This window comes from Paenibacillus sp. J22FR21 (assembly GCF_056269135.1).
In genome coordinates, this window is record NZ_JBWDNJ010000003.1 from 660,933 (window position 1) to 680,110 (window position 19,178).

Below are 19,178 nucleotides of genomic sequence, written 5' to 3' on the forward strand. Positions count from 1 at the left end.
GAAGCCAGGGGGTCAACATGTCACAGAAAGTGTTGGTCATTGAGGATGAGCCGACGTTAGCCAGATTACTCTCGTATAACCTTTCACAGGAAGGTTATGACACGACTGTCATTGATCATGGTGCAGAAGGCTTGCAGGTTGCTTTGCAGCGCGCATTTGATCTTATCATTCTAGATATCATGCTGCCAGGCATGAACGGTTTCGAGATCTTATCCCGCTTGCGGCAGAGTGGCAACCGTACGCCGGTTATCGTACTGACAGCCCGCAATGCGGAAGAAGAAGTTGTGCAAGGCCTTAAGCGAGGCGCCGATGATTATATGACTAAGCCATTCGGCGTGGCCGAGCTTCTTGCGCGTGTATCTGCGGTGCTCCGCAGAACCGGTCAAGATGAAGGCAAGCTGACGGAGTCCACGGACAAAGTCATAACGGCCGGTGATTTATCGATTTATCCGGAACGCTATGAGGTCGTCCTTAATGGCGAAACCGTACCGCTGCGGCCGAAGGAATTCGAAGTGCTGCTCTATCTTGTTCAACGTCCCGGCGTTGTCGTTACCCGCGATGATCTTATGAATGTCGTATGGGGCTTCGACTATTTCGGCGGACAGCGAACGGTAGACGTCCATGTCAGCTCCTTGCGCAAGAAATTGGAACTGGGCCAGCAATCGGTCGAAATTGAATCCATACGCGGCGTAGGCTATAAGCTGGTTATGCCGAAGAAGCTAGGTTCACCTAAATAAGGTGAACTTTTTTTTGTCTATTATCGAAGCAAATAATGGTAAAATCACTTTAGAAACTAATGGAGGTGCTTAGAGAATGGTTGCTTATGGTTGGTGCAGAGGGATCGAGGACGCGGAGCTGCTTCACAAATACGGGTTTGACTACATCGAGTGTCCTCTGTCCGCTCTGCAGTTGGAGAACGAAGCCTTGCATCAAGAATTGCTGCGTGCTTACAAGGAAAGTCCACTGCCTGTTTATGCGTTTAACTTATTTTTCCCAGGGGATATTAAAGTGGTTGGTCACAATGTAGAACCAGAGCGTATCCGGCGCTATGTATATCGTGCTGCGCAAGCGATGAATGAGATCGGTGCGAAAATTTCCGTGCTTGGAAGTGGGGGAGCGCGCAACATTCCGGATGGATGGGAGCGTAATCGGGCGGAGGACCAGATGCTTCACTTACTTAGCTGGATTTCGGAGGAGTTTACGGGAAGCGGCGTAACGCTGGCTATTGAACCGCTGAACAAGAAAGAGACGAATCTGATCGGCTCTGTGGCCGAAGCTGTTTATTTGGCGAAACAAATTAATCATCCTGCCATTCGGGTGCTGGCTGATTTCTATCACATGGATGAGGATAGCGAAGCGCTGGACACATTGACTGCTAATAAGGACTGGCTTGCGCATATTCACATCGCAGATACGGGCAGACTATCACCGGGAACCGGGCGATATCCATACGCGGACTTTGCCGCACAGCTGACAGCAGCAGGCTACAAGGGCGGAATTTCCGCGGAATGCAGCCTTCAGCAACCAGACGAGGAATTATCGGCTAGTCTGACTTTCATGAAACAACAATTCCATCGGCTGGGCTGATTTCCTGGACATTACGGTTAAGCGCGGTTCCACTCCAGCATTTTCTTCTGAAATTGCTTTGGGGAGCAATCATTGTATTTCTTGAACATTTTGTAGAAATGGGCCATGTTCGGCATGCCGATCCGGTCCCCTACCTCGGAGACGCTGAGGTCCTTCGTGAGCAGAATACGTTCGGCCCATTTGATCTTGCGATAATTCACATACTCTGTGAAGGACATCCCGATCGCCTTCTTGAAGAATTTCACAAAATAATAGTAGCTCATATTGGCGAGCTTCGAAACTTCTTCTACTTGGATGCGGTCGGTCAGATGTTCTTCCACATAGTCAATCACACCTCGCAGACGAGCACGATCAAAGTCATCATGATCAGCAAGCACTTTCCTGGAATCTCCCCGGATGAGCAGAAGGAGCAGCTTCTTTATGTACATGCTGACGGCAAGCTCATACCCGCTTTGCTTGGTCGTGACTTCTTGCAGAATGCCGCGGATACATTCCGACGCCTCTGCTCGTGCGGATTCATCTTCTTGAAAAATGTAGTTGGCTCGGCTGAGCGGATTCTTCGTTTCGGAGAAAAATCGCATATAAGGCATTGAGCTTTGGTCAATAAATTGCTCCAAATCGAACTGCAAGACGATATAATTCAGCGGGCTGCTCATGCTGCGATCGCGATGAAGCTGCCTTGCACCGATCAATGCGATGTCGCCCGTTTGTAGTTTTATGCACTCATCTTCAATATTTACGTCAAGTTCGCCGGTGATCACAAGCAGCAATTCGATTTCTCGATGATAATGCCAATTGATAAATAGATCGTTATTCCGCAGGGATTGGAACACTTTGATGGAGAGCAGCGGGTTCTCGTAAACGACCTTCTCATTATAAAATTCCACGGTACCATCCCTTCAATAACAAAATCACATAAAACCATACCTATATAGCGCCTATATTTTAGTGGACAAGTTCGGATATACTGTAGTCATTGTATGTCTCTCTATCTAGCTGACACACATACTACAAATTATATCATTTCGAGGCTCATGGAGGTAGAAATTTAAAATGTCAAAAGTACGTGTAGGCATTATTGGCTGCGGCGGTATCGCCAACGGTAAACATCTCCCAAGTTTGGCCCAAGTCAAAGACGCTGAAATCGTAGCTTTCTGCGATATCATTGTTGAGAAGGCTGAACAAGCAAAAGCGAAATACGGTACAGAAGAAGCAAAAGTATATTCTGACTATAAAGAATTGCTTCAAGACGGATCGATCGACGTCATCCACGTTTGTACGCCTAACGATTCCCATGCGGTTATCTCCATCGACGCATTGGAAGCTGGCAAACACGTGCTTTGCGAGAAGCCAATGGCTAAAACAGCTGCTGACGCTCGTAAAATGCTTGAAGTAGCACAACGTACCGGCAAAAAACTCAGCATCGGTTACAACAACCGTTACCGCGCAGACAGCCGTTACCTGAAAGAAGCTTGCGATGCAGGCGAGCTTGGCGAAATTTACTTCGCTAAAGCACATGCAATCCGTCGTCGTGCTGTTCCGACATGGGGCGTATTCTTGGATGAAGAGAAACAAGGCGGCGGACCGCTTATCGATATCGGTACTCACGCACTTGACCTTGTATTGTGGATGATGGACAACTACAAGCCGAAAGTCGTTCTTGGCCGCGCTTACCACAAGCTGTCCCAAAACGAGAATTCTGCGAATGCTTGGGGCCCATGGGATCCAAAACAATTCACAGTTGAAGATTCCGCTTTCGCTATGATCACAATGGAGAACGGTGCAACTGTAATCCTTGAATCCAGCTGGGCGCTTAACTCGCTTGAAGTCGATGAGGCTAAAGTTTCCCTCAGCGGTACTAAAGCAGGCGCTGACATGAAAGACGGTCTTCGTTTCAATGGCGAGCACAACAGCCGCCTATATGTAAACAAAGTTGAACTGAACAGCGGCGGCGTTGCTTTCTATGAAGGCGCGAGCGAAACTGCAGAAGTTCTTGAAGCTAGCATGTGGATCGATGCAGTTAAGAACGACAAAGAAACTTTCGTTAAACCAGAGCAAGCGCTTGTGGTTTCCGAAATTCTTGAAGCGATCTACGAGTCTTCCCGTACGGGCAAGGCTGTATACTTCGAGTAGTAGAACAACCAATGAAGCCGGAGATGGCCTTGTCATCTTCGGCTTTTTTTGCATCGTTAATGATGTTACATATTTTTTGGGAGTTCGACAAAATCAGTCAAAGTTCTACGTTATTCGCTCTGTACAGTTCTGTGAAAACACCTATAATGAGAATTAAAAACGAATAATCTAGAAAAATTTTACAACTAAATACCTAAGATAAGGGCAAACCATAGGAAACTATGGGACGCAAAGCCGTGGCCTAAGGGATCACTTTCTGTGATGCTAAGGTAGACAAGGCTGCCGAGTAGATGGAATCCATCCTATTCGGGTGGTTTTTTTATTGCCATTTTGCATCCTGCATGCTAAGTCAATGATCCGGAGGAAGGTTAGCATGGCACCCATCGCACTCGTCGCCATTTCATTCGTACTCGTATTCAGCTCTTCCTTAATCCTCTTTCATCTTTACGGGCGCATGAATGCAGCCAGGTACACGACTTTCTTTTGGCTTATGAGTGCTGCTTTTGTTTTTAGTATCGGGGTTTGGTCCATGCACTTTGTGGCCTTGCTGGCGTATCCGTTCCCGGTTAAGGTGATGTATCATTTCGGTTATGTGTTTCTCTCGATGGGTGTTTTAATCGTCTTGTCGGCGTTAGCGCTTCTCTTGTTCGAACGTGCTTCAGGGCGAAATCGGACAAGCTTGCTCGTTCTAGGCAGCCTGGTACAGACGTGTGGCATCGTAGGGATGCACTACATCGGGATGAGAGCCATCAAAGCCCATGCGACGCTTCATTATCAGTCATCCACAGGTTTTATTTCAATCGTCGTTCTGGCTCTCGTGCTTGGTTTCATCTTCACAAGACAGCGATTCCAACTCCATCGGCAAAGCCGGTTGCGGCAGTTCATCCACGCTCTATCGCTATCCGTCGCTATTGAATTTCTGCATTACAGCAATATGCCCATGATGCATGGCATTACAACGCTGCATGCAGGTGAATCTGTGGCTTTATCGCAAAATCAGTTCTTTCTCGCCATTAGCATAAGTTTGATCGTTTCCGTCATCTGCATGTATTCGATCGTCATTATGATGATTGACAGCCGCTTAAAGCAAAGTGAAGAACGACTTAAACGGATGAATGAAGCCTATTCGCATATTTTAGATTCTGTGGCTGAGGGGATCTACCGTTTGGACGAGCGTGGCAAGGTTATCTTCTGGAATCAAGCCGCTGTGAACTTAACCGGGTTTGAGGCGAACGAAGTACTCGGGCGTAAGGTTGGGCTTCGGGCTATTAAGCCTGCGGGTGAGGAATGGGACCCTATCGAGAAGGTTCATCGCACCGGCAACGCTGAATATGTGGCGGATGACTTGTTTCGCCGGAAGAATGGTTCGACGTTCCCGGTGGAATATCATATTACGCCTATGCAAGGTAAAGGTGAAGGTGAACAAGCCGGTGTTGTTATAAACTTCACGGATCTGACGCAGCGCAAAGAGCAAGAGTCGTTCATTGTGGAGTCGGAGAAGCTGTCGATGGCAGGCCAGCTGGCTGCAGGTATCGCACATGAGATTCGAAACCCGCTTACGGCGATTAAAGGATTTATGAAGCTGTTTCAGAACGGGATGACCAAAATGGAGTATGTCACCATTATTACGTCTGAGATTGTTCGCATGGAAGGCATCATCAACGAGCTGCTCCTGCTTGCGAAGCCGCAAATCAGCCGGTTTCAAGCGACTAATCTATGTGAGCTGCTAGCCGCTGTCTATACGCTGCTGGAATCACAGGCTAATCTAAACAATGTGGATATCAAGCTGCATTTCTCGGAGCCGGAGCTGCATGTCTATTGCGATGAAAGCCAGATCAAACAAGTATTTATCAATCTCATCAAGAACGCAATCGAAGCAACGGAGGGCGGCGGCGAAATTCGGGTTGCCGTAGAACGGGTCGGCAACCAGTTGATAACCTCGATTGCAGACACTGGCTGCGGTATTCCGGGGGAAGTGCTTGAGCAGGTGGGAAGACCCTTTTATACGACGAAGGAGCAGGGAACTGGACTTGGACTTATGATCAGCAACAAAATCATTTCCAGTCATGGCGGGACAATTTCTATTGCCAGCAAGATGGGAGAGGGCACGACGTTTCAAGTAACACTCCCTGGGGGGTATCGAAATGGTGCATAATCATATCGAAGGAAGCTACAACTGGTTCTTGGTATGTCTGTCGTTTATTATTGCGCTGTTCGCTTCCTATACGGCATTGAATATAGCCAGACGCGTGCTGTTGTCTGAGGGCTGGAAGAAGAGAGGATGGCTGCTGGGCGGAGCAGTCGTTATGGGTGTTGGGATTTGGTCGATGCATTTCATCGCGATGCTCGCTTTTCATTTGCCAAGCGGAGTGACCTATGATTTTGTAACCGTTCTCGTATCGATTGGTGTTTCTATTGTCGGCGCTTTTATCGGTTTCGGTATTGCCAGCCATTCCGGTCGCGGTACGCTGAGACTGATTGTGGGTGGTACCATTATGGGGCTTGCAATCACCGGCATGCATTACATTGGCATGTATGCCTTGACGGGAATTACGGTTACTTATAGCCCCTATATCTTCACACTTTCGATACTTATTGCCGTGCTGGCATCGATTGTTGCCTTACTTTTCTCCTTCCGCAGAAATAATCATTATTGGCTGAGCGGCTTCATCATGGGTATCGCTGTCACAGGTATGCATTATACGGGCATGTCAGCGGCTCGAATGTCGATGCCGGTCAATATGCTAAGTCGTACGGCCGATGCGCAGGCAATGGATTTTATCGAAATGGCGATCTATGTAGCCTTTGGCACAATCGTGATTATGGCTGTCAGCTTGATCAGCTCGATGAATGTCGATAAGAAGCTGTCCGAGCAATTGTCGCTTAAAGGCTCGATACTGGAGTCGGTGATCGACTGCCTAATCATGTTTGATCATAAAGGAGCCATATTTGAATTTAATCCGGCAGCGGAGAACCTCTTCGGTTATTCGCGAAGCGAGGTCATCGGCAAATCGATTGAAGAGGTGCTGATGCCTGGGCTGCCTCGAGATATGACGTCGAAGAACGGAATGCTGTGCAGCGGTGATATAACGGTGCTTGGCAAACGGATAGAGACGATGCTCCCGCGAGGGTATCAAAGCGAATTTCCAGCAGAAATTATCGTCACCCGTATCCGCAGAGAGAAATTCCCCGTCTTCACGATGTATTTGCGAGACTTAACGGAGCGCCGAATTGTAGAAGAAGCGCTGCGCGAGAGTGAGGAGCGCTATCGGAAGCTGATCGATTTCTCGCCGGAGCCCATTCTCGTTCATGATCAAGGCGCCATCTCCTTCGTGAACGAAGCGGCGCTGCGTATATTCGGTGCCGAGGAGGATGGCTTGATCGGGAGAGGTTTCCTGGAGCTGGTTCATCCTGAAAGCCTGGCATCGGCTGCGCAGTGGCTGGAGCGTGTGCAGAACGGATCGGCCAATGGAGATTCCATTGAGCTGAAGATGCATAAGCTGAATGGGACGATGATCGATATTGAAGCGAAGTCGATTCTGGTTCATTTTGCCGGACAAGCCTTGATTCAAACGATCGCATGGGATATTACGGTTAAGAAAAGTTACGAGAATACGATCAGGCAGCTGGCTTATTACGATATGCTGACCGGGCTGCCGAACCGAAATTGGTTCAACCTCTCTTATCCCGAGTTGCTGATAAGCGTGAGCGCCAGAGGGCAGCAGGCGGCGCTTATGTTTCTGGATCTGGATCGGTTCAAGCTGATTAACGACACGATGGGGCATTTGATGGGAGACCGGCTGCTGCAGCATTTTGCAGCTGTGCTCAGTGAGACGATTGGTGACAATCGCAAGGTTGCGCGCTTAAGCGGGGATGAGTTTGTGGCGATCATTCAGGATTGTAACCGCTCGGAGCTGGAGCTCATGGCGGAAACCTTAATAAGACGAGTGGCCGAGCCGATCCAGGTGGATGGTCAGGATATTTTCATTACATCCAGTATTGGCATTGCGATTTATCCGGAGGATGGCGAGACGCTGGAAATGCTGCTGCAGAATGCGGATACGGCGATGTATGCGGCGAAGGAGAAAGGAAAGAATCAATTCCAGTTCTTCGAATGGTCGATGAACCATTGTCAGGCAAGGCGGATGAACATCGAGAAGGCGCTGCCGGCCGCGATTGAAGAGCAGGCCTTCCATCTCGTTTATCAACCGATATTCAATGCGCAGCAAGGTCATTTAATCGGTGTAGAAACGTTGGCCCGCTTAGAGCATCCGGTGCTGGGAACGGTTTCGCCGTGCGAGTTCATTCCGGTTGCCGAGAGCACCGGTCACATTATCGTGCTTGGCGAATGGATTCTGCACATGGCCTGCAGGCAAATGAAAGACTGGCATGATGCAGGCCTCCCTCGGATTCCGGTGGCTGTTAATTTCTCCGTCATTCAGTTTAATCAAGATCAAGTCGTGGATATGATTGTTCGTGTGCTGGAGCAAACCGGCCTTGATGCCAGCTATTTGGTTGTGGAAATTACCGAAAGTATGGCCATGCAGCATAATGTGACGATCGTCAGCAAACTCCATGCATTGAAGCAGCTAGGGGTTTCGATTTCGATTGATGACTTTGGAACGGGCTATTCGTCCTTATGTTATCTGAAACGGTTTCCAATCGATACGCTCAAGATTGACAAGTCCTTCGTACAGGATATTTCCGGTGCAGGGGAGGATACCGCGATTGTGGAAGCGATCATTGCCATGGCGCGCAGCTTGAAGCTGCAGGTATTGGCCGAAGGGGTAGAAACGGAGCAGCAATCCGAGCGCCTCTGCGAGCTGGGTTGTACGGATATGCAAGGATACTGGCATAGCAGACCGTTATCGATCGAGCAGTTCGAGCAAACGTTTATGAGCGCGGCATATCTGGCAAGGGCAGAAGCGGCGGCTGCGAGATAATTGATGTACGGCTTGGCGCTGAAAAATCATCGCGAGCGACTGCTGCAAAGAGAAGCCTCCATCACGATCCGTGATGGAGGCTTCTTAATTGCGGACTAGTCGCCGTTATTGCGGGCGTTCTCATAGCCGGCTACGCCGGAGGTGCCTTCATCAGAAATCTCGGCCAACGATTTGACCTCGCCATGCGGCTTCTGGTTCTGCTTACGGCTCTTCCAAGCGTTCTCTCTGCGGTTCTTCGAAGATGTCATAGTCGGTGAATGCTCCTTCATCAATGAGTGTGATCGCTGGATTGTACTCATCTATCGTGTGCGATTAGGCCGATTCTTATGACAAATTAACGTTTCGGTTTCGGCTTCCGGGCACCCCACAAGAACAGAAATCCTACAGATAATATAACAACTAGAAACGGTGCGACGAAGATCAGAAATTGCTCCATTTCGGTTCAGCCTCCTCCGGTAGGGTTATTTGCCGCGCTTGCCTTGCACATATTTGGTATCGAACAAGAACAACCGCATGAGCAGATACAGCGACGGAACGAGCAGCAGCAGTCCGAGGATGAAGACGGAAATCAGTGCAATAGCCATCGGCTCGCTGGTGAAATTATCGTGAATCGTTAAATAAGGATATAGAATGTACGGCAAGTGAGCAGCGCCATAACCGAAGAACGCGAAGCCGAACTGGAGCATGACGAAGATGAAGGAGAGTCCAAGTCGTTTGCGCGTCCATACATGATAGACCGCGATCAAGAAGCAGGCGAAGGATACCACGAACATCCACGCGTGTTCCGTCATCCGTTGGTAATGCTCCGCGTTATGACCGCGAATAGCGAAGAATACGAGCAGGCTGCTTAGAATCGTAGGCGCACTCCATGCGAGCGCGTATTTGCGCACCACCTCAAAGGCACCGCGATCATTCGCGCGATTAGCGTAATAGCTGAGAAACATAGCCGAGATATAGAGTACACTCACTAGCGCCAGCAGCACTACCGTCCACGAATACGTGCTTTGGAACAGCTTGCTGAACAGGAAGCTGACTTGACCGGAATCGCTTACTTCAATGTAGCCGCCTTCCGAAATCGTCATCACGGTAGACAAGGAAGCGGGAATAAGCAGACCGCTTGCACCGTAGAGCAGCATGTAGAAGCGGTTGTTTTTGTTCGTGCCGTACGTGTTGAAAGCGTAATACGAGCCTCGAATGGCCAGCAGGATTACAGCGATACTACCCGGAACGAGCAGGGCGGTACCGTAATAGTAAGCCGTGTCCGGGAAGAATCCCACCATGCCAACGAAGAAGAAGACGAGAAAGACGTTCGTCACTTCCCATACCGGCGAGAGATAACGTTCAATAATATTGTTGATTACGTGGCGTTTGCCCGTAATGGTGCTGTAATAGCTGAAGAAGCCTGCGCCAAAATCAATCGAAGCGACAATCAAGTAACCGAACAGGAAGATCCAGAGGACGGTTATGCCAAGTACTTCGTAGCTCATTGTTCGTCGCCCCCTTTAATGCCTTTAGCCTCGATTTCTTGCTCAGCCGAGTTGCTGCGGAACATGCGGGTTAAGACGGTGACCGATGAGATGGCAAGTACAATGTATAGCAGTGCGAATACCCACAGCATCGTGTCCACATGATCGGATACCGTTGCGCCTTCCGAAGTGCGCATGATGCCGCGAAGAATCCAAGGTTGACGGCCAACCTCCGAGAAAATCCAACCATGTTCAATGGTCAACATCGCTAGCGGAGCCGCTAATATGATGCCGCGGAGTATCCATTTGTTGCTGAATGCGAGCTCGCGCTTGCGCCACAGGAGGAGCATGAATGCCGATGCGATTAAGACCATCATCGCAACGAAGCCCATTTTCAGATCGAACAGGTAATGAATATAAAGCGGCGGATGCTCATCTTCCGGGATGTCATTCAATCCGGTAACTTCCGCATTAGGCACGCCATGGGCGAGAATACTAAGCGCGAACGGGATTTTGAGACCATATTTGACCTCATTGTCTTCGGTTAGAATCCCACCAAGCACGAGCGGTGCTTCGGATGTCGTTTCGAAATGCCACTCCATAGCTGCAAGCTTCTCCGGCTGATATTTAGCTAGATATTTGCCGGATAAGTCGCCGATGATGGCACTGGAAATTAAGAAGATGAAGGCGGAAACCATCGTTAACTTGAGCGCTTTCTTATAGTACACATGATTGCGGCCTTTAAGCAGGGACCAAGCGGATATCGCAGCAAGCACGAACGCGCAGGTCAGGTAAGCTGTAACGAGCACATGCGAGACTTTGGTCGGCATCGCCGGGCTCAGCATTGCACCGAAGGGTGATATTTCTGTAATTTTGCCGTCTTTCACGGTGATCCCGGCAGGCGCATTCATGAATGCATTGACGACTGTAATGAAGAAGGCCGAAGCGGACGAGCCGATAACGACGGGAACGAGCAGCCAGAAGTGTGTCATTCTGCTCTTGAATCGGTCCCAAGTGTAGAGGTAGATACCGAGAAAGATGGCTTCGAAGAAGAAGGCGAACGTCTCCATAAAGAGCGGAAGCGCGATGGACTGACCGGCTACCTTCATGAAGCTTGGCCACAACAGACTGAGCTGCAGACCAATCGCAGTCCCGGTGACAACGCCAACCGCAACCGTAATGACGAAGCCCCGTGCCCATCTGCGAGCCATAAGCAAGTAATGCTCATCATTGCGTTTGATCCCGATCCACTCGGCGAGCGCAATCATAAGCGGCACCCCGACACCAATCGTTGCGAAAATAATATGGAAAGCAAGCGTGAGTCCTGTGAGCATTCGGCTGTACATGACCGGATCGTAACTGCTAAGCAGCATATGTAATCCCTCCAATTGCTTGATGTAGTAATGAATGGATATTAATTATTTAAACACATATCGAGATAGAGAGAGAAGCATAATGACCGCAACGATGATGCAAAGCAGGATAAGGCGTTTCTCTTGTTTGGCTACTCGGTTGCTGTCTTTCGGGTTTTGCTGATGACCGGCCAATAGGATCCCTTCTCTCATGTAGATGTGATGTGGTGGTTACACGATTATTATAGCCGATCTATGTGATTATTTTCACATGAATTGTGACGAGGGTTTGAATTCTGTTGAATGGGATGTTTTCTTTGTGTGCTCTGAGAATAATTAGGATGAACATCGCGAAACTTATTTTAGAAATGACTAGATAATGGAGGAGCTATTTAATGATTAAAATTGGAATTATTATTGGAAGCACGCGTCCCGGTCGAAACGGAGAGGCAGTAGCTCGCTGGACTTACGATATTGCTAAAAAAAGAAATGACGCTGAGTATGAACTGGTGGATATCGCCGAGTTCAACTTACCTATGTACGATGAGCCGATTCCACCGGCTATGGGACAACCGTATTCAAAACAACATACAAAAGCCTGGTCTGAAAAAATAGCCTCTTTTGATGGCTACGTATTTGTAACTCCTGAATACAACCATGCGACATCGGGAGCTCTTAAAAATGCAATCGATTTTCTATTTCAAGAATGGAACAATAAAGCTGCTGGTTTCGTCGGGTACGGCAGTCTTGGGGGATCACGAGCAGTGGAAAATTTACGGCTTATTATGGGAGAGCTGCAAATAGCAGATGTTCGTGCGCAAGTTGCTCTTTCACTTCGTGATGATTTTGAGAATTACAGTGTGTTTAAACCGTCACCGCATCACGTAGCGACGGTGGACAGCATGTTGGATCAGGTGGTTGCTTGGTCGGGAGCCTTACAACCACTAAGAAAATAAGTAAAACTAGCATTGCGGCCGGGAGACGATAGTTTGCTGCGACCAATAAATTCCCAAGGGAACATGAGGAGTTCCAGGCTTTTCAGCATGTGCTAAGAAACGGTTCAGGTACCGTGAAAGATAAAATTCACTATTTGAAATGAAAAAAGTCCCGCTGATTCAATTGAAGCAGCGGGACCCTACCCTATTTAGTGAGGCAAACTCATCTTCATATCATAACGTCGGACTCTCCATACGATCATAATCACTCCCAGGGCCAGTAGGATGATACCGCTCCAGGCAATCTGTTCAAGACCCAGATAAGAAATGAATAAACCTCCTACAAAAGTGCCGAGCGTGATGCCTAAATTAGTGAAGGATACAACTAAACCATTGGAAAACTCAGGTGCATCGGTAGCGATGGATGTAATCCATAACTGAGTAAAGTTTAGGCTGATGGTGGTGATAATGCCCCAAAGCAAGACAAGCAAGGCCATAGGAATCGAATATCGGCCAAAGAAGTCAACCATCAAGTAAATAAAACCGAAAACAAAGGGGAAAATTAATGCGGTTCTGATCATGTTTTTACTAAACAAATATCCGGCTACTATATTGCCAAACATACCGCCAACACCATATACGATCAACATCAAACTGATTTGTTTTCCTGACATATGAGTGATTTGACCCAGATATTCAGCAAAGTAGCTGTATACGGAAAATACGCCGGACATAATTAAAGAAGAGGCGATCAAACTAAGCCAAACTTGAGGTCTTCTCAATATGCCAAGTTGTGTTGAATAGGACATTTTCCCATGGACAGGCATAGAAGGAATAAAGGCCGCAATGCCGATCATTGCAAGTGCGTTAATGGCTCCCGAGAACAACAATGCGGATTGAAGTGAAAATACGTCTGCAATAAAAGTGGTAACCGGAATACCAAACACGAGTCCAGCGGTAACCCCCATGAATACTTTACCGACGGCCTTCATACTTTGCTCTTTAGTTACCGAATTGGCTGCGGCAATAAAGGCGACAGAGAAATAAACGGGATGCAGAAAGGCCGGAATAATTCTAGCAATGATTAAAATCGGATAGTTAGGAGCAAAAGCACCAACTACACTGCTTAGAACGAAAATGGATAGTACTGCAACCATCATTTTCTTATGATTGATGCCCGAAAACAACAACGTCATAAACGGACCAAATAACGCGATGACCAAGGCAAATAGACTGACCAGCAAACCAGCTTGAGAAGCGCTGATTCCGTAAACTTCAGACACTTGAGGTAAAATTCCTACGATGCCAAGCTCAGTATTGATAATTCCAAATATGCCAAAGGTGATCATTAACAATCGGAACATTATAGGTTATCCCCTTTTCTAAATAAATATTATCGAACTTACATCCAAGCCCGTCCTGCAACAACCATAGTTTAATACGATTTCCGCATAGGCAGCAGTAAGATAGATTACAATGAAATTTTCCAGATTCGAACAGTAATTTTGCATGTCGATTCAATAGAAAAGGAGCCGTCCACATATGGAAGGCTCCTGTTTATTGTTGTCTCTTCAATTCGCAACAGTCAGAAATACTATTTGATTCTATTAGATGGATGCTTGTGTTGCACAATGGAGTCGTGGATCGTTTTAGCCCAATCTACACGAGGTGCATCCGCGCTGTTTAAATCATAAATGTGCAGATGATTGATAGGATTGCTCGTCGTAGTCAACCCACCCTGCCCTTCCATGGCTGCAAATGAGGTTTCATTCTTATCACTATTGTCGCAAATCAAGATATTCGAGTCGTTTTTCTATAGGAACAATTCTCCTTCGGTTACAGGCTTCTAAAGTAATCTACATTACTGAGAAATCATTCATTCAGGGTTATGATTATTTCATCCTTTTGGAGGTTCCAAAGGAGCTGCAGCTGCAGCCGAAAAAGTATCAACGTGAACCGCAAAGTAAATTATTATCGCGGTTAAAGATATGATTCGAACAACCCTAGAGGAGGAGTCAACAAGTCCAATTGAATATTCGATTCAAAGCCAAACCGGGGAAAAAGATGACCTGGATCAGCCGGATCACTTGGTCATTATGAAACATGGCAAGGCACGCGAGATAGCTGGCTTGCGGTATAAATCCTTGAACTAAGGAACAGATTATTTATATTCCACTGGAGAAAACATTGTCGCGCCGTAGACCTTAGAGACTTAGTGATTTTTTGGTAAAAATAACGTTTTGACATAAAAGGAGATACTTTTCATGACAACACCTAAAAAACTTCTTTCCACATATAATCTGGGAAATCTTACCTTGAAAAATCGAGTAGTACTTGCCCCGATGACTCGCGTTTCTGCCGAAAAGAATGGTAATGCAACAGATAGAATGGCGCGATATTATGAAAGCTTTGCTGCCGGTGGATTTGGTCTTGTGATTACCGAAGGAACATACCCAGATGAAGAATACAGTCAAGGATATAGTCATCAACCAGGAATCGCAAATGTTGAGCATGTCGGAGCATGGAAACAAGTAACTGAAGCTGTTCATTCTAAGGGTAGTAAAATTATCATGCAAATTGCCCATGCTGGTGCTCTCGCTATGAGTAATATTTATAAAAATGGGACAGTGGCTCCTTCGGCCGTGAAGCCATTAGGTGAGCAATCACCAGCATTTGGAGGGGAAGGCGATTATTTAACGCCGAAGGAACTTACACGTGAAGAAATCAAAGCCATCATAGCGGAATTTGCGGAAGCAGCTTTAAGAGCCGAGCAAGCAGGGTTCGACGGGGTAGAGATTCACGCGGCAGCCGGGTATTTATTGGACGAATTTTTGACGGATTTCACGAATCTGCGTCAAGATGAATATGGCGGATCAACTGAGAACCGTGTACGTTTCGTAACCGAAATTATTAGAGCCGTTAAGGAAAAAGTCGGTCAACGTTTTGTTGTCGGCGTTCGAATTTCGCAGGCTAAAGCCAATTACTTTGTGCACAAGTGGGCAAACGGTGAAGAAGACGCCCGAATCATTTTCGAAGCCATTGGCGCAGAAAAGCCCGATTATATCCACATCACTGAATATAATGCCCATGCACCGGCATTCGGGGATAGCGGTTCAACGCTAGCTGAATTAGCGAAAAAATATGGAAAAACGACCGTTATCGCTAATGGGCAACTGGATCAGCCAGAGGATGCCGAAAGGGCGCTTGAGGCAGGTTCGGATTTAATTTCACTAGGAAAAGCCGCATTAGCTAATCATGACTGGGTGGTCAAAGCAGAGAAAGGTCTTCCGTTGGAAACATCTTTAGAAAATATTTTGGGTCCTACACCTAATCTAAAAGATGAAGAATTGTATGTGCATGCGAAGTAAAGTTTATTGAAGAACTATAACGAGACTAATATGAGGATTTGTACAAAATAGATTTCGTGAAAACTAAATAAAGGATAAAGGTAACCCGGCGGTCATCACTGTCCAAGTGATGACCGCCGGGTTACCCATGCCTATAGGTCGTGTGCTGCCTTTTATTAACTATATTGTAACTGTAACGGTTTCAGTTACGACTCAATATGCTCCTGGCGCTCGTGTAATCAAAGCTTTCAACACGGTTCCGATGCAATGGATTCATCTTCAGCAAGAAGATTCATTGTTTTCCTATCCCTGTAGTCAAGGAGGATGAGATATGGCACGGGGCTACGATCATGACTTGGCAAGAAGATACGACGGCAGATGAGCGGATGCAAGACTTGAAAGCCGCCATCGAGGTGGGGAGCAATTCGAAGCCCATGTTCTCAAGCTATAAGGAATTCGATCTATCCGAAATCAAGCATGCCGTGAAAGCTGTTGCTGCGCCTGGGAAAAAAGGCAACGTCGTTTTGAAATTTGAATAGCTGCTCTTGCGGCGCTGATGCACCTCCATGGTGCATCAGCGCCGTTTTTTAACATGCAAGAAGCGCCACTGATGGCTCATAGATTCGACAAACGGATATGGCAGCGAATAATCCCCCTCGAAAAGCTTGTGACCCGCAGCTGTTGTTCGAGACTGTAATCGTGGTTCCATCGTACTCTTCGATTACCTTTTTAAAAATGGAAAATACCCGTTACGAGCACTAGAAATTGATGCTTCTCCACCTGCAAGTATATGCGTGAAGGCTAAAACGGCGGCATTGGCTACTTCGATATCCTGAGCACTCGTGCCTCCACTTACTCCGATACCACCAATGACTTTATTATCTATTAAGAAGGGGATACCTCCCCCCAAAATGACAAGTTTACCTTGGTTAGTAGTATTAATACCAAACGAAGGAGCGCCAGGCTGAGCCGATTGCGCCAGATTTGCTGTCGGCATCTGCATGGCTACGCTAGTCCAAGCCTTATTCTGTGAGATTTCGATTCCAGCAATTTTGGCACTATCCATACGATGAAATGCAACTAGGTTCGCGCCTTCATCTACTATTGCGATATCGCTTGACAAACCCATTTGCCGGGCTTTTTGTTCTGCAATTGCAAGCAAGTATTTTGCCGTTTCTAAGCTTATTTTGAACATCTCTTTCACTCCTCAGGATTTGGATGTTCCTGCATTGTATGGTCTTTCTCCCAGTAGAGTGAATTCATGTGCCATCATGGAGAGGATTTCTGTGATAAAAGCTACAATAATTTGCGAAAGAGTCATAATTAAATCAAAACATATTGATAGAAAAGCATTATGAACGAATTGGATAATATAGCGGATAGCTGCTGTTAGATTTATTAAATTCGTCAATAAATGACCAATGCCTATCAACATATGTGAATCTTCGAATAGTTTGTAATACAACTTCAAAGAGACGAGAGGAGAATGTTATGAAACTGCTAATCATCGCACCCGAACAAATTCCAGTACCTCCGCCGGTCGGAGGGTCGGTGGAGAACTGCATCTATCAGATCACGAAGCAAATTTCGAACGAGCACCAAGTCACGATCGTCAGTCTATATCGCAAGAATCTAGCACGTAAATCTATTGTCGACAACATGACGATCTTGAGAGTATCCGGTGGTTCGAAGCAAGCGTATTTATCAAACGCGATTAGAAAAGTGAAAGGGAATCGCTACGATCTAATTCAGATCGACAATAGGCCGAGCTTCGCAAAAGCGTTTCGGCAATCGTTTCCGAAAACGCCAATTGCCATCTTCATGCATTCCATGACATTCGTATCCAGCCCCATGACGACGACGCAGAAAGCGAATGCGGAATTCAATCACGCGAATCTGATCGTCGGCAATAGCAAATCGCTGCAGCAGTCTTTGATTAGTCGCTTTCCCGCGCATAAAGCAAAAATCAGCTTCGTACATCTTGGCGTCGATACGGAAAAATTCCATCCAATCGGCTCGTCTTCCTCCAAGCCGTTCCACCTTCTCTTCGCGGGTAGGCTCATTCCGCGGAAAGGGGTCCCCACGTTGATGAAGGCTTTCGGTATAGCGCTTAAATCCATTCCTTCGCTTCGATTAACGGTTGCTGGCGGATCAGGGAAAGCCTCCTACAAGGCATTCTTGATGAGAACCGCGCGCAGCCTGAACGTTCCCGTCCAGTTCAAGGGAAATCTCTCCCGCAAGCAAATGCCGGCGTTCTACCGGACTGGCGACTGCTTCGTTTGTCCTTCGCAGAGGCACGAGGCATTCGGACTCGTCAACGTCGAAGCCATGGCCAGCGGCCTGCCGGTAATCGCCTCCCATAACGGCGGCATACCGGAAATCGTGCAACATGACCGGAACGGGCTGCTCGTGCAAGACTACCACAAACCATCGGCGTTCGCCGCCCAAATCGTTAAACTCGCGCGCGATCCGGAAATGCGCGGCCGACTCGCTAAGCAGGCCAGGAAGGATGCGCAGAACCGGTTCAACTGGAAGCTGACCGCCTCGAATTTAATGGAGCTTTACAAAAGTAAACTGAATTAGAAAGGGGACGACAAGGACGGAGTATATAGGGAGGTGTTTATTCGCATGCATGGAGTTGCACCTAGTTTATTTCTATTCCGTCCGGTAAGGGCAGAAGATCGAGCGCCCGATCGACGTAAGGTTTGAAATCATTCGTTCGAATGATCGCGGCGCCTTTGGAAGCGAGCAACTGCTTATCCGAAACCTGCCAAGTATGTGATCTTCGGTTTGCGCGGCGGTATGCGGCGAAGTTGTAGGAAGAGGCAGTGAACACTTTGAATCCTTGTTTCAGGCATGCTTGAACGAATCGCGCATCGGACCCGGCAACCACCTTAGTCGAGAAGGCAACCTTCTTGAATACCCGTTTGTGAAACATGATCGTGGGGCCAGCTATTCGTCTGCACCGGCCATATGGCTTGACTGTCGTTTTGCGAAGCAGCAGTAAGGAACGATGGGGGAAGAAGAAATAACTGGAACGTTTGCCGACGACGTCCGCTTTCTTCTTAAGAAACAATAACATAGATTCATCGAGATATTGGGGCGAATAGTAGTCATCGTCATCGAATTTGGCAATATAGCTATATCGGGCACGGGTTACCGCGTAATTGAGGCATGCCCCAAGATTTCTGCACTCGTCTACCCGATAAACACGGACGTTTTCATATTGTTTTGCAAGTTCTTTATAAGGACCCATGGCGATGTCGTTGTCATTAATGATTACAATGAGCTCTTTGACGCTCCATTCCTGACGGTCGTAATTATCGAACATATTGTGCATGAGGTCTTTTCGAATCGTTGAGGTAATGATAGTTACGCCTGTATCTGTATCCGCGGATATCATCTTTGTCTCCTT

18 protein-coding genes and 1 riboswitch are annotated in these 19,178 nt (G+C 47.3%); of the genes, 9 read left to right on the top strand and 9 right to left on the bottom strand.

Going from position 1 to position 19,178, the window contains the following annotated elements; genetic code table 11:
- Positions 1–17 precede the first annotated feature (17 nt).
- Together AC0YNS_RS13565 and AC0YNS_RS13570 are read left to right on the top strand one after the other, a co-directional pair.
- Entirely contained in the window at positions 18–737 is a 720-nt protein-coding gene (locus AC0YNS_RS13565) for a response regulator transcription factor (RefSeq protein WP_090979299.1), read from the top strand.
- A 76-nt stretch (positions 738–813) separates the two neighbouring features.
- Positions 814–1,587 carry a sugar phosphate isomerase/epimerase family protein gene (locus tag AC0YNS_RS13570; protein ID WP_475781520.1) on the top strand — a complete coding sequence of 258 codons (774 nt, stop codon included), beginning with the start codon at positions 814–816 and terminating at the stop codon, positions 1,585–1,587.
- Positions 1,588–1,604: 17 nt separating this feature from the next.
- On the opposite strand, the gene AC0YNS_RS13575 is transcribed toward AC0YNS_RS13570, so the two are convergent.
- The gene (locus AC0YNS_RS13575; RefSeq protein WP_475781521.1) at positions 1,605–2,474 is read right to left on the bottom strand and encodes an AraC family transcriptional regulator; all 870 of its coding nucleotides are present in this window, start codon (positions 2,472–2,474) and stop codon (positions 1,605–1,607) included.
- A 166-nt stretch (positions 2,475–2,640) separates the two neighbouring features.
- Here AC0YNS_RS13575 and AC0YNS_RS13580 point away from each other — a divergent pair, with 166 nt between their 5' ends.
- The 3 genes from AC0YNS_RS13580 (at position 2,641) to AC0YNS_RS13590 (ending at position 8,663) form a co-directional block, all read left to right on the top strand.
- Positions 2,641–3,720, top strand: a complete 1,080-nt coding sequence (locus AC0YNS_RS13580; RefSeq protein WP_475781522.1) for a Gfo/Idh/MocA family protein — start codon at positions 2,641–2,643, stop codon at positions 3,718–3,720.
- A gap of 193 nt (positions 3,721–3,913) precedes the next feature.
- A riboswitch (cyclic di-GMP riboswitch) is annotated at positions 3,914–4,007 on the top strand.
- An 86-nt stretch (positions 4,008–4,093) separates the two neighbouring features.
- On the top strand, positions 4,094–5,875 hold the full coding sequence (locus AC0YNS_RS13585; protein WP_475781523.1) for an ATP-binding protein: 1,782 nt from the start codon (positions 4,094–4,096) through the stop codon (positions 5,873–5,875).
- Positions 5,865–8,663: a bifunctional diguanylate cyclase/phosphodiesterase gene (locus AC0YNS_RS13590; RefSeq protein WP_475781524.1), complete on the top strand. Its 2,799-nt coding sequence runs from the start codon at positions 5,865–5,867 to the stop codon at positions 8,661–8,663. The genes AC0YNS_RS13585 and AC0YNS_RS13590 overlap by 11 nt, the downstream gene beginning before the upstream one ends.
- Positions 8,664–8,758: 95 nt before the next feature.
- On the opposite strand, the gene AC0YNS_RS13595 is transcribed toward AC0YNS_RS13590, so the two are convergent.
- The 5 genes from AC0YNS_RS13595 to AC0YNS_RS13615 all read right to left on the bottom strand — a co-directional run bounded on the left by AC0YNS_RS13595 (position 8,759) and on the right by AC0YNS_RS13615 (position 11,676).
- The gene (locus AC0YNS_RS13595; RefSeq protein WP_177186578.1) at positions 8,759–8,911 is read right to left on the bottom strand and encodes a DUF6254 family protein; all 153 of its coding nucleotides are present in this window, start codon (positions 8,909–8,911) and stop codon (positions 8,759–8,761) included.
- An 86-nt stretch (positions 8,912–8,997) separates the two neighbouring features.
- Positions 8,998–9,099, bottom strand: a complete 102-nt coding sequence (gene cydS, locus AC0YNS_RS13600; protein WP_475781525.1) for a cytochrome bd oxidase small subunit CydS family protein — start codon at positions 9,097–9,099, stop codon at positions 8,998–9,000.
- Positions 9,100–9,124: 25 nt separating this feature from the next.
- Positions 9,125–10,150: a cytochrome d ubiquinol oxidase subunit II gene (locus AC0YNS_RS13605; RefSeq protein ID WP_475781526.1), complete on the bottom strand. Its 1,026-nt coding sequence runs from the start codon at positions 10,148–10,150 to the stop codon at positions 9,125–9,127.
- The gene (locus AC0YNS_RS13610; protein ID WP_475781527.1) at positions 10,147–11,502 is read right to left on the bottom strand and encodes a cytochrome ubiquinol oxidase subunit I; all 1,356 of its coding nucleotides are present in this window, start codon (positions 11,500–11,502) and stop codon (positions 10,147–10,149) included. Before AC0YNS_RS13610 ends, AC0YNS_RS13605 begins: the two co-directional genes overlap by 4 nt.
- Positions 11,503–11,547: 45 nt before the next feature.
- Positions 11,548–11,676 carry a hypothetical protein gene (locus tag AC0YNS_RS13615; protein ID WP_475781528.1) on the bottom strand — a complete coding sequence of 43 codons (129 nt, stop codon included), beginning with the start codon at positions 11,674–11,676 and terminating at the stop codon, positions 11,548–11,550.
- Positions 11,677–11,876: 200 nt separating this feature from the next.
- Here AC0YNS_RS13615 and AC0YNS_RS13620 point away from each other — a divergent pair, with 200 nt between their 5' ends.
- Positions 11,877–12,437: an NADPH-dependent FMN reductase gene (locus tag AC0YNS_RS13620; RefSeq protein WP_475781529.1), complete on the top strand. Its 561-nt coding sequence runs from the start codon at positions 11,877–11,879 to the stop codon at positions 12,435–12,437.
- 188 nt (positions 12,438–12,625) lie between these two features.
- Here the strand turns inward: AC0YNS_RS13620 and AC0YNS_RS13625 are convergent, their stop codons facing one another.
- Positions 12,626–13,780 carry an MFS transporter gene (locus AC0YNS_RS13625; protein ID WP_475781530.1) on the bottom strand — a complete coding sequence of 385 codons (1,155 nt, stop codon included), beginning with the start codon at positions 13,778–13,780 and terminating at the stop codon, positions 12,626–12,628.
- 900 nt (positions 13,781–14,680) lie between these two features.
- Here AC0YNS_RS13625 and AC0YNS_RS13630 point away from each other — a divergent pair.
- Positions 14,681–15,784 (top strand): oxidoreductase, encoded by a 1,104-nt coding sequence (locus AC0YNS_RS13630; RefSeq protein WP_475781531.1) that lies wholly within the window; start codon positions 14,681–14,683, stop codon positions 15,782–15,784.
- 329 nt (positions 15,785–16,113) lie between these two features.
- Complete coding sequence (locus AC0YNS_RS13635; protein WP_475781532.1) at positions 16,114–16,302, top strand: hypothetical protein; 189 nt, start codon at positions 16,114–16,116, stop codon at positions 16,300–16,302.
- 182 nt (positions 16,303–16,484) lie between these two features.
- On the opposite strand, the gene AC0YNS_RS13640 is transcribed toward AC0YNS_RS13635, so the two are convergent.
- Positions 16,485–16,958, bottom strand: coding sequence for a GlcG/HbpS family heme-binding protein (locus tag AC0YNS_RS13640; protein WP_475781533.1), 474 nt, complete (start codon positions 16,956–16,958; stop codon positions 16,485–16,487).
- A 296-nt stretch (positions 16,959–17,254) separates the two neighbouring features.
- Between AC0YNS_RS13640 and AC0YNS_RS13645 the strand changes: the two genes are divergently transcribed.
- Complete coding sequence (locus tag AC0YNS_RS13645) at positions 17,255–18,346, top strand: glycosyltransferase family 4 protein (RefSeq protein WP_475781534.1); 1,092 nt, start codon at positions 17,255–17,257, stop codon at positions 18,344–18,346.
- A gap of 61 nt (positions 18,347–18,407) precedes the next feature.
- On the opposite strand, the gene AC0YNS_RS13650 is transcribed toward AC0YNS_RS13645, so the two are convergent.
- On the bottom strand, positions 18,408–19,166 hold the full coding sequence (locus AC0YNS_RS13650) for a glycosyltransferase family 2 protein (protein ID WP_475781535.1): 759 nt from the start codon (positions 19,164–19,166) through the stop codon (positions 18,408–18,410).
- Positions 19,167–19,178: the final 12 nt, after the last annotated feature.

Coding starts and splice junctions, on each gene's coding strand:
- AC0YNS_RS13620 (WP_475781529.1), top strand. CDS start 11,877: ATGATTAAAATTGGAATTATTATTGGAAGCACGCGTCCCGGTCGAAAC.
- AC0YNS_RS13585 (WP_475781523.1), top strand. CDS start 4,094: ATGGCACCCATCGCACTCGTCGCCATTTCATTCGTACTCGTATTCAGC.
- AC0YNS_RS13605 (WP_475781526.1), bottom strand. CDS start 10,150: ATGAGCTACGAAGTACTTGGCATAACCGTCCTCTGGATCTTCCTGTTC.
- AC0YNS_RS13630 (WP_475781531.1), top strand. CDS start 14,681: ATGACAACACCTAAAAAACTTCTTTCCACATATAATCTGGGAAATCTT.
- AC0YNS_RS13590 (WP_475781524.1), top strand. CDS start 5,865: ATGGTGCATAATCATATCGAAGGAAGCTACAACTGGTTCTTGGTATGT.
- AC0YNS_RS13570 (WP_475781520.1), top strand. CDS start 814: ATGGTTGCTTATGGTTGGTGCAGAGGGATCGAGGACGCGGAGCTGCTT.
- AC0YNS_RS13645 (WP_475781534.1), top strand. CDS start 17,255: ATGAAACTGCTAATCATCGCACCCGAACAAATTCCAGTACCTCCGCCG.
- cydS (WP_475781525.1), bottom strand. CDS start 9,099: ATGGAGCAATTTCTGATCTTCGTCGCACCGTTTCTAGTTGTTATATTA.
- AC0YNS_RS13580 (WP_475781522.1), top strand. CDS start 2,641: ATGTCAAAAGTACGTGTAGGCATTATTGGCTGCGGCGGTATCGCCAAC.
- AC0YNS_RS13595 (WP_177186578.1), bottom strand. CDS start 8,911: ATGACATCTTCGAAGAACCGCAGAGAGAACGCTTGGAAGAGCCGTAAG.
- AC0YNS_RS13610 (WP_475781527.1), bottom strand. CDS start 11,502: ATGCTGCTTAGCAGTTACGATCCGGTCATGTACAGCCGAATGCTCACA.
- AC0YNS_RS13650 (WP_475781535.1), bottom strand. CDS start 19,166: ATGATATCCGCGGATACAGATACAGGCGTAACTATCATTACCTCAACG.
- AC0YNS_RS13640 (WP_475781533.1), bottom strand. CDS start 16,958: ATGTTCAAAATAAGCTTAGAAACGGCAAAATACTTGCTTGCAATTGCA.
- AC0YNS_RS13635 (WP_475781532.1), top strand. CDS start 16,114: ATGACTTGGCAAGAAGATACGACGGCAGATGAGCGGATGCAAGACTTG.
- AC0YNS_RS13625 (WP_475781530.1), bottom strand. CDS start 13,780: ATGTTCCGATTGTTAATGATCACCTTTGGCATATTTGGAATTATCAAT.
- AC0YNS_RS13565 (WP_090979299.1), top strand. CDS start 18: ATGTCACAGAAAGTGTTGGTCATTGAGGATGAGCCGACGTTAGCCAGA.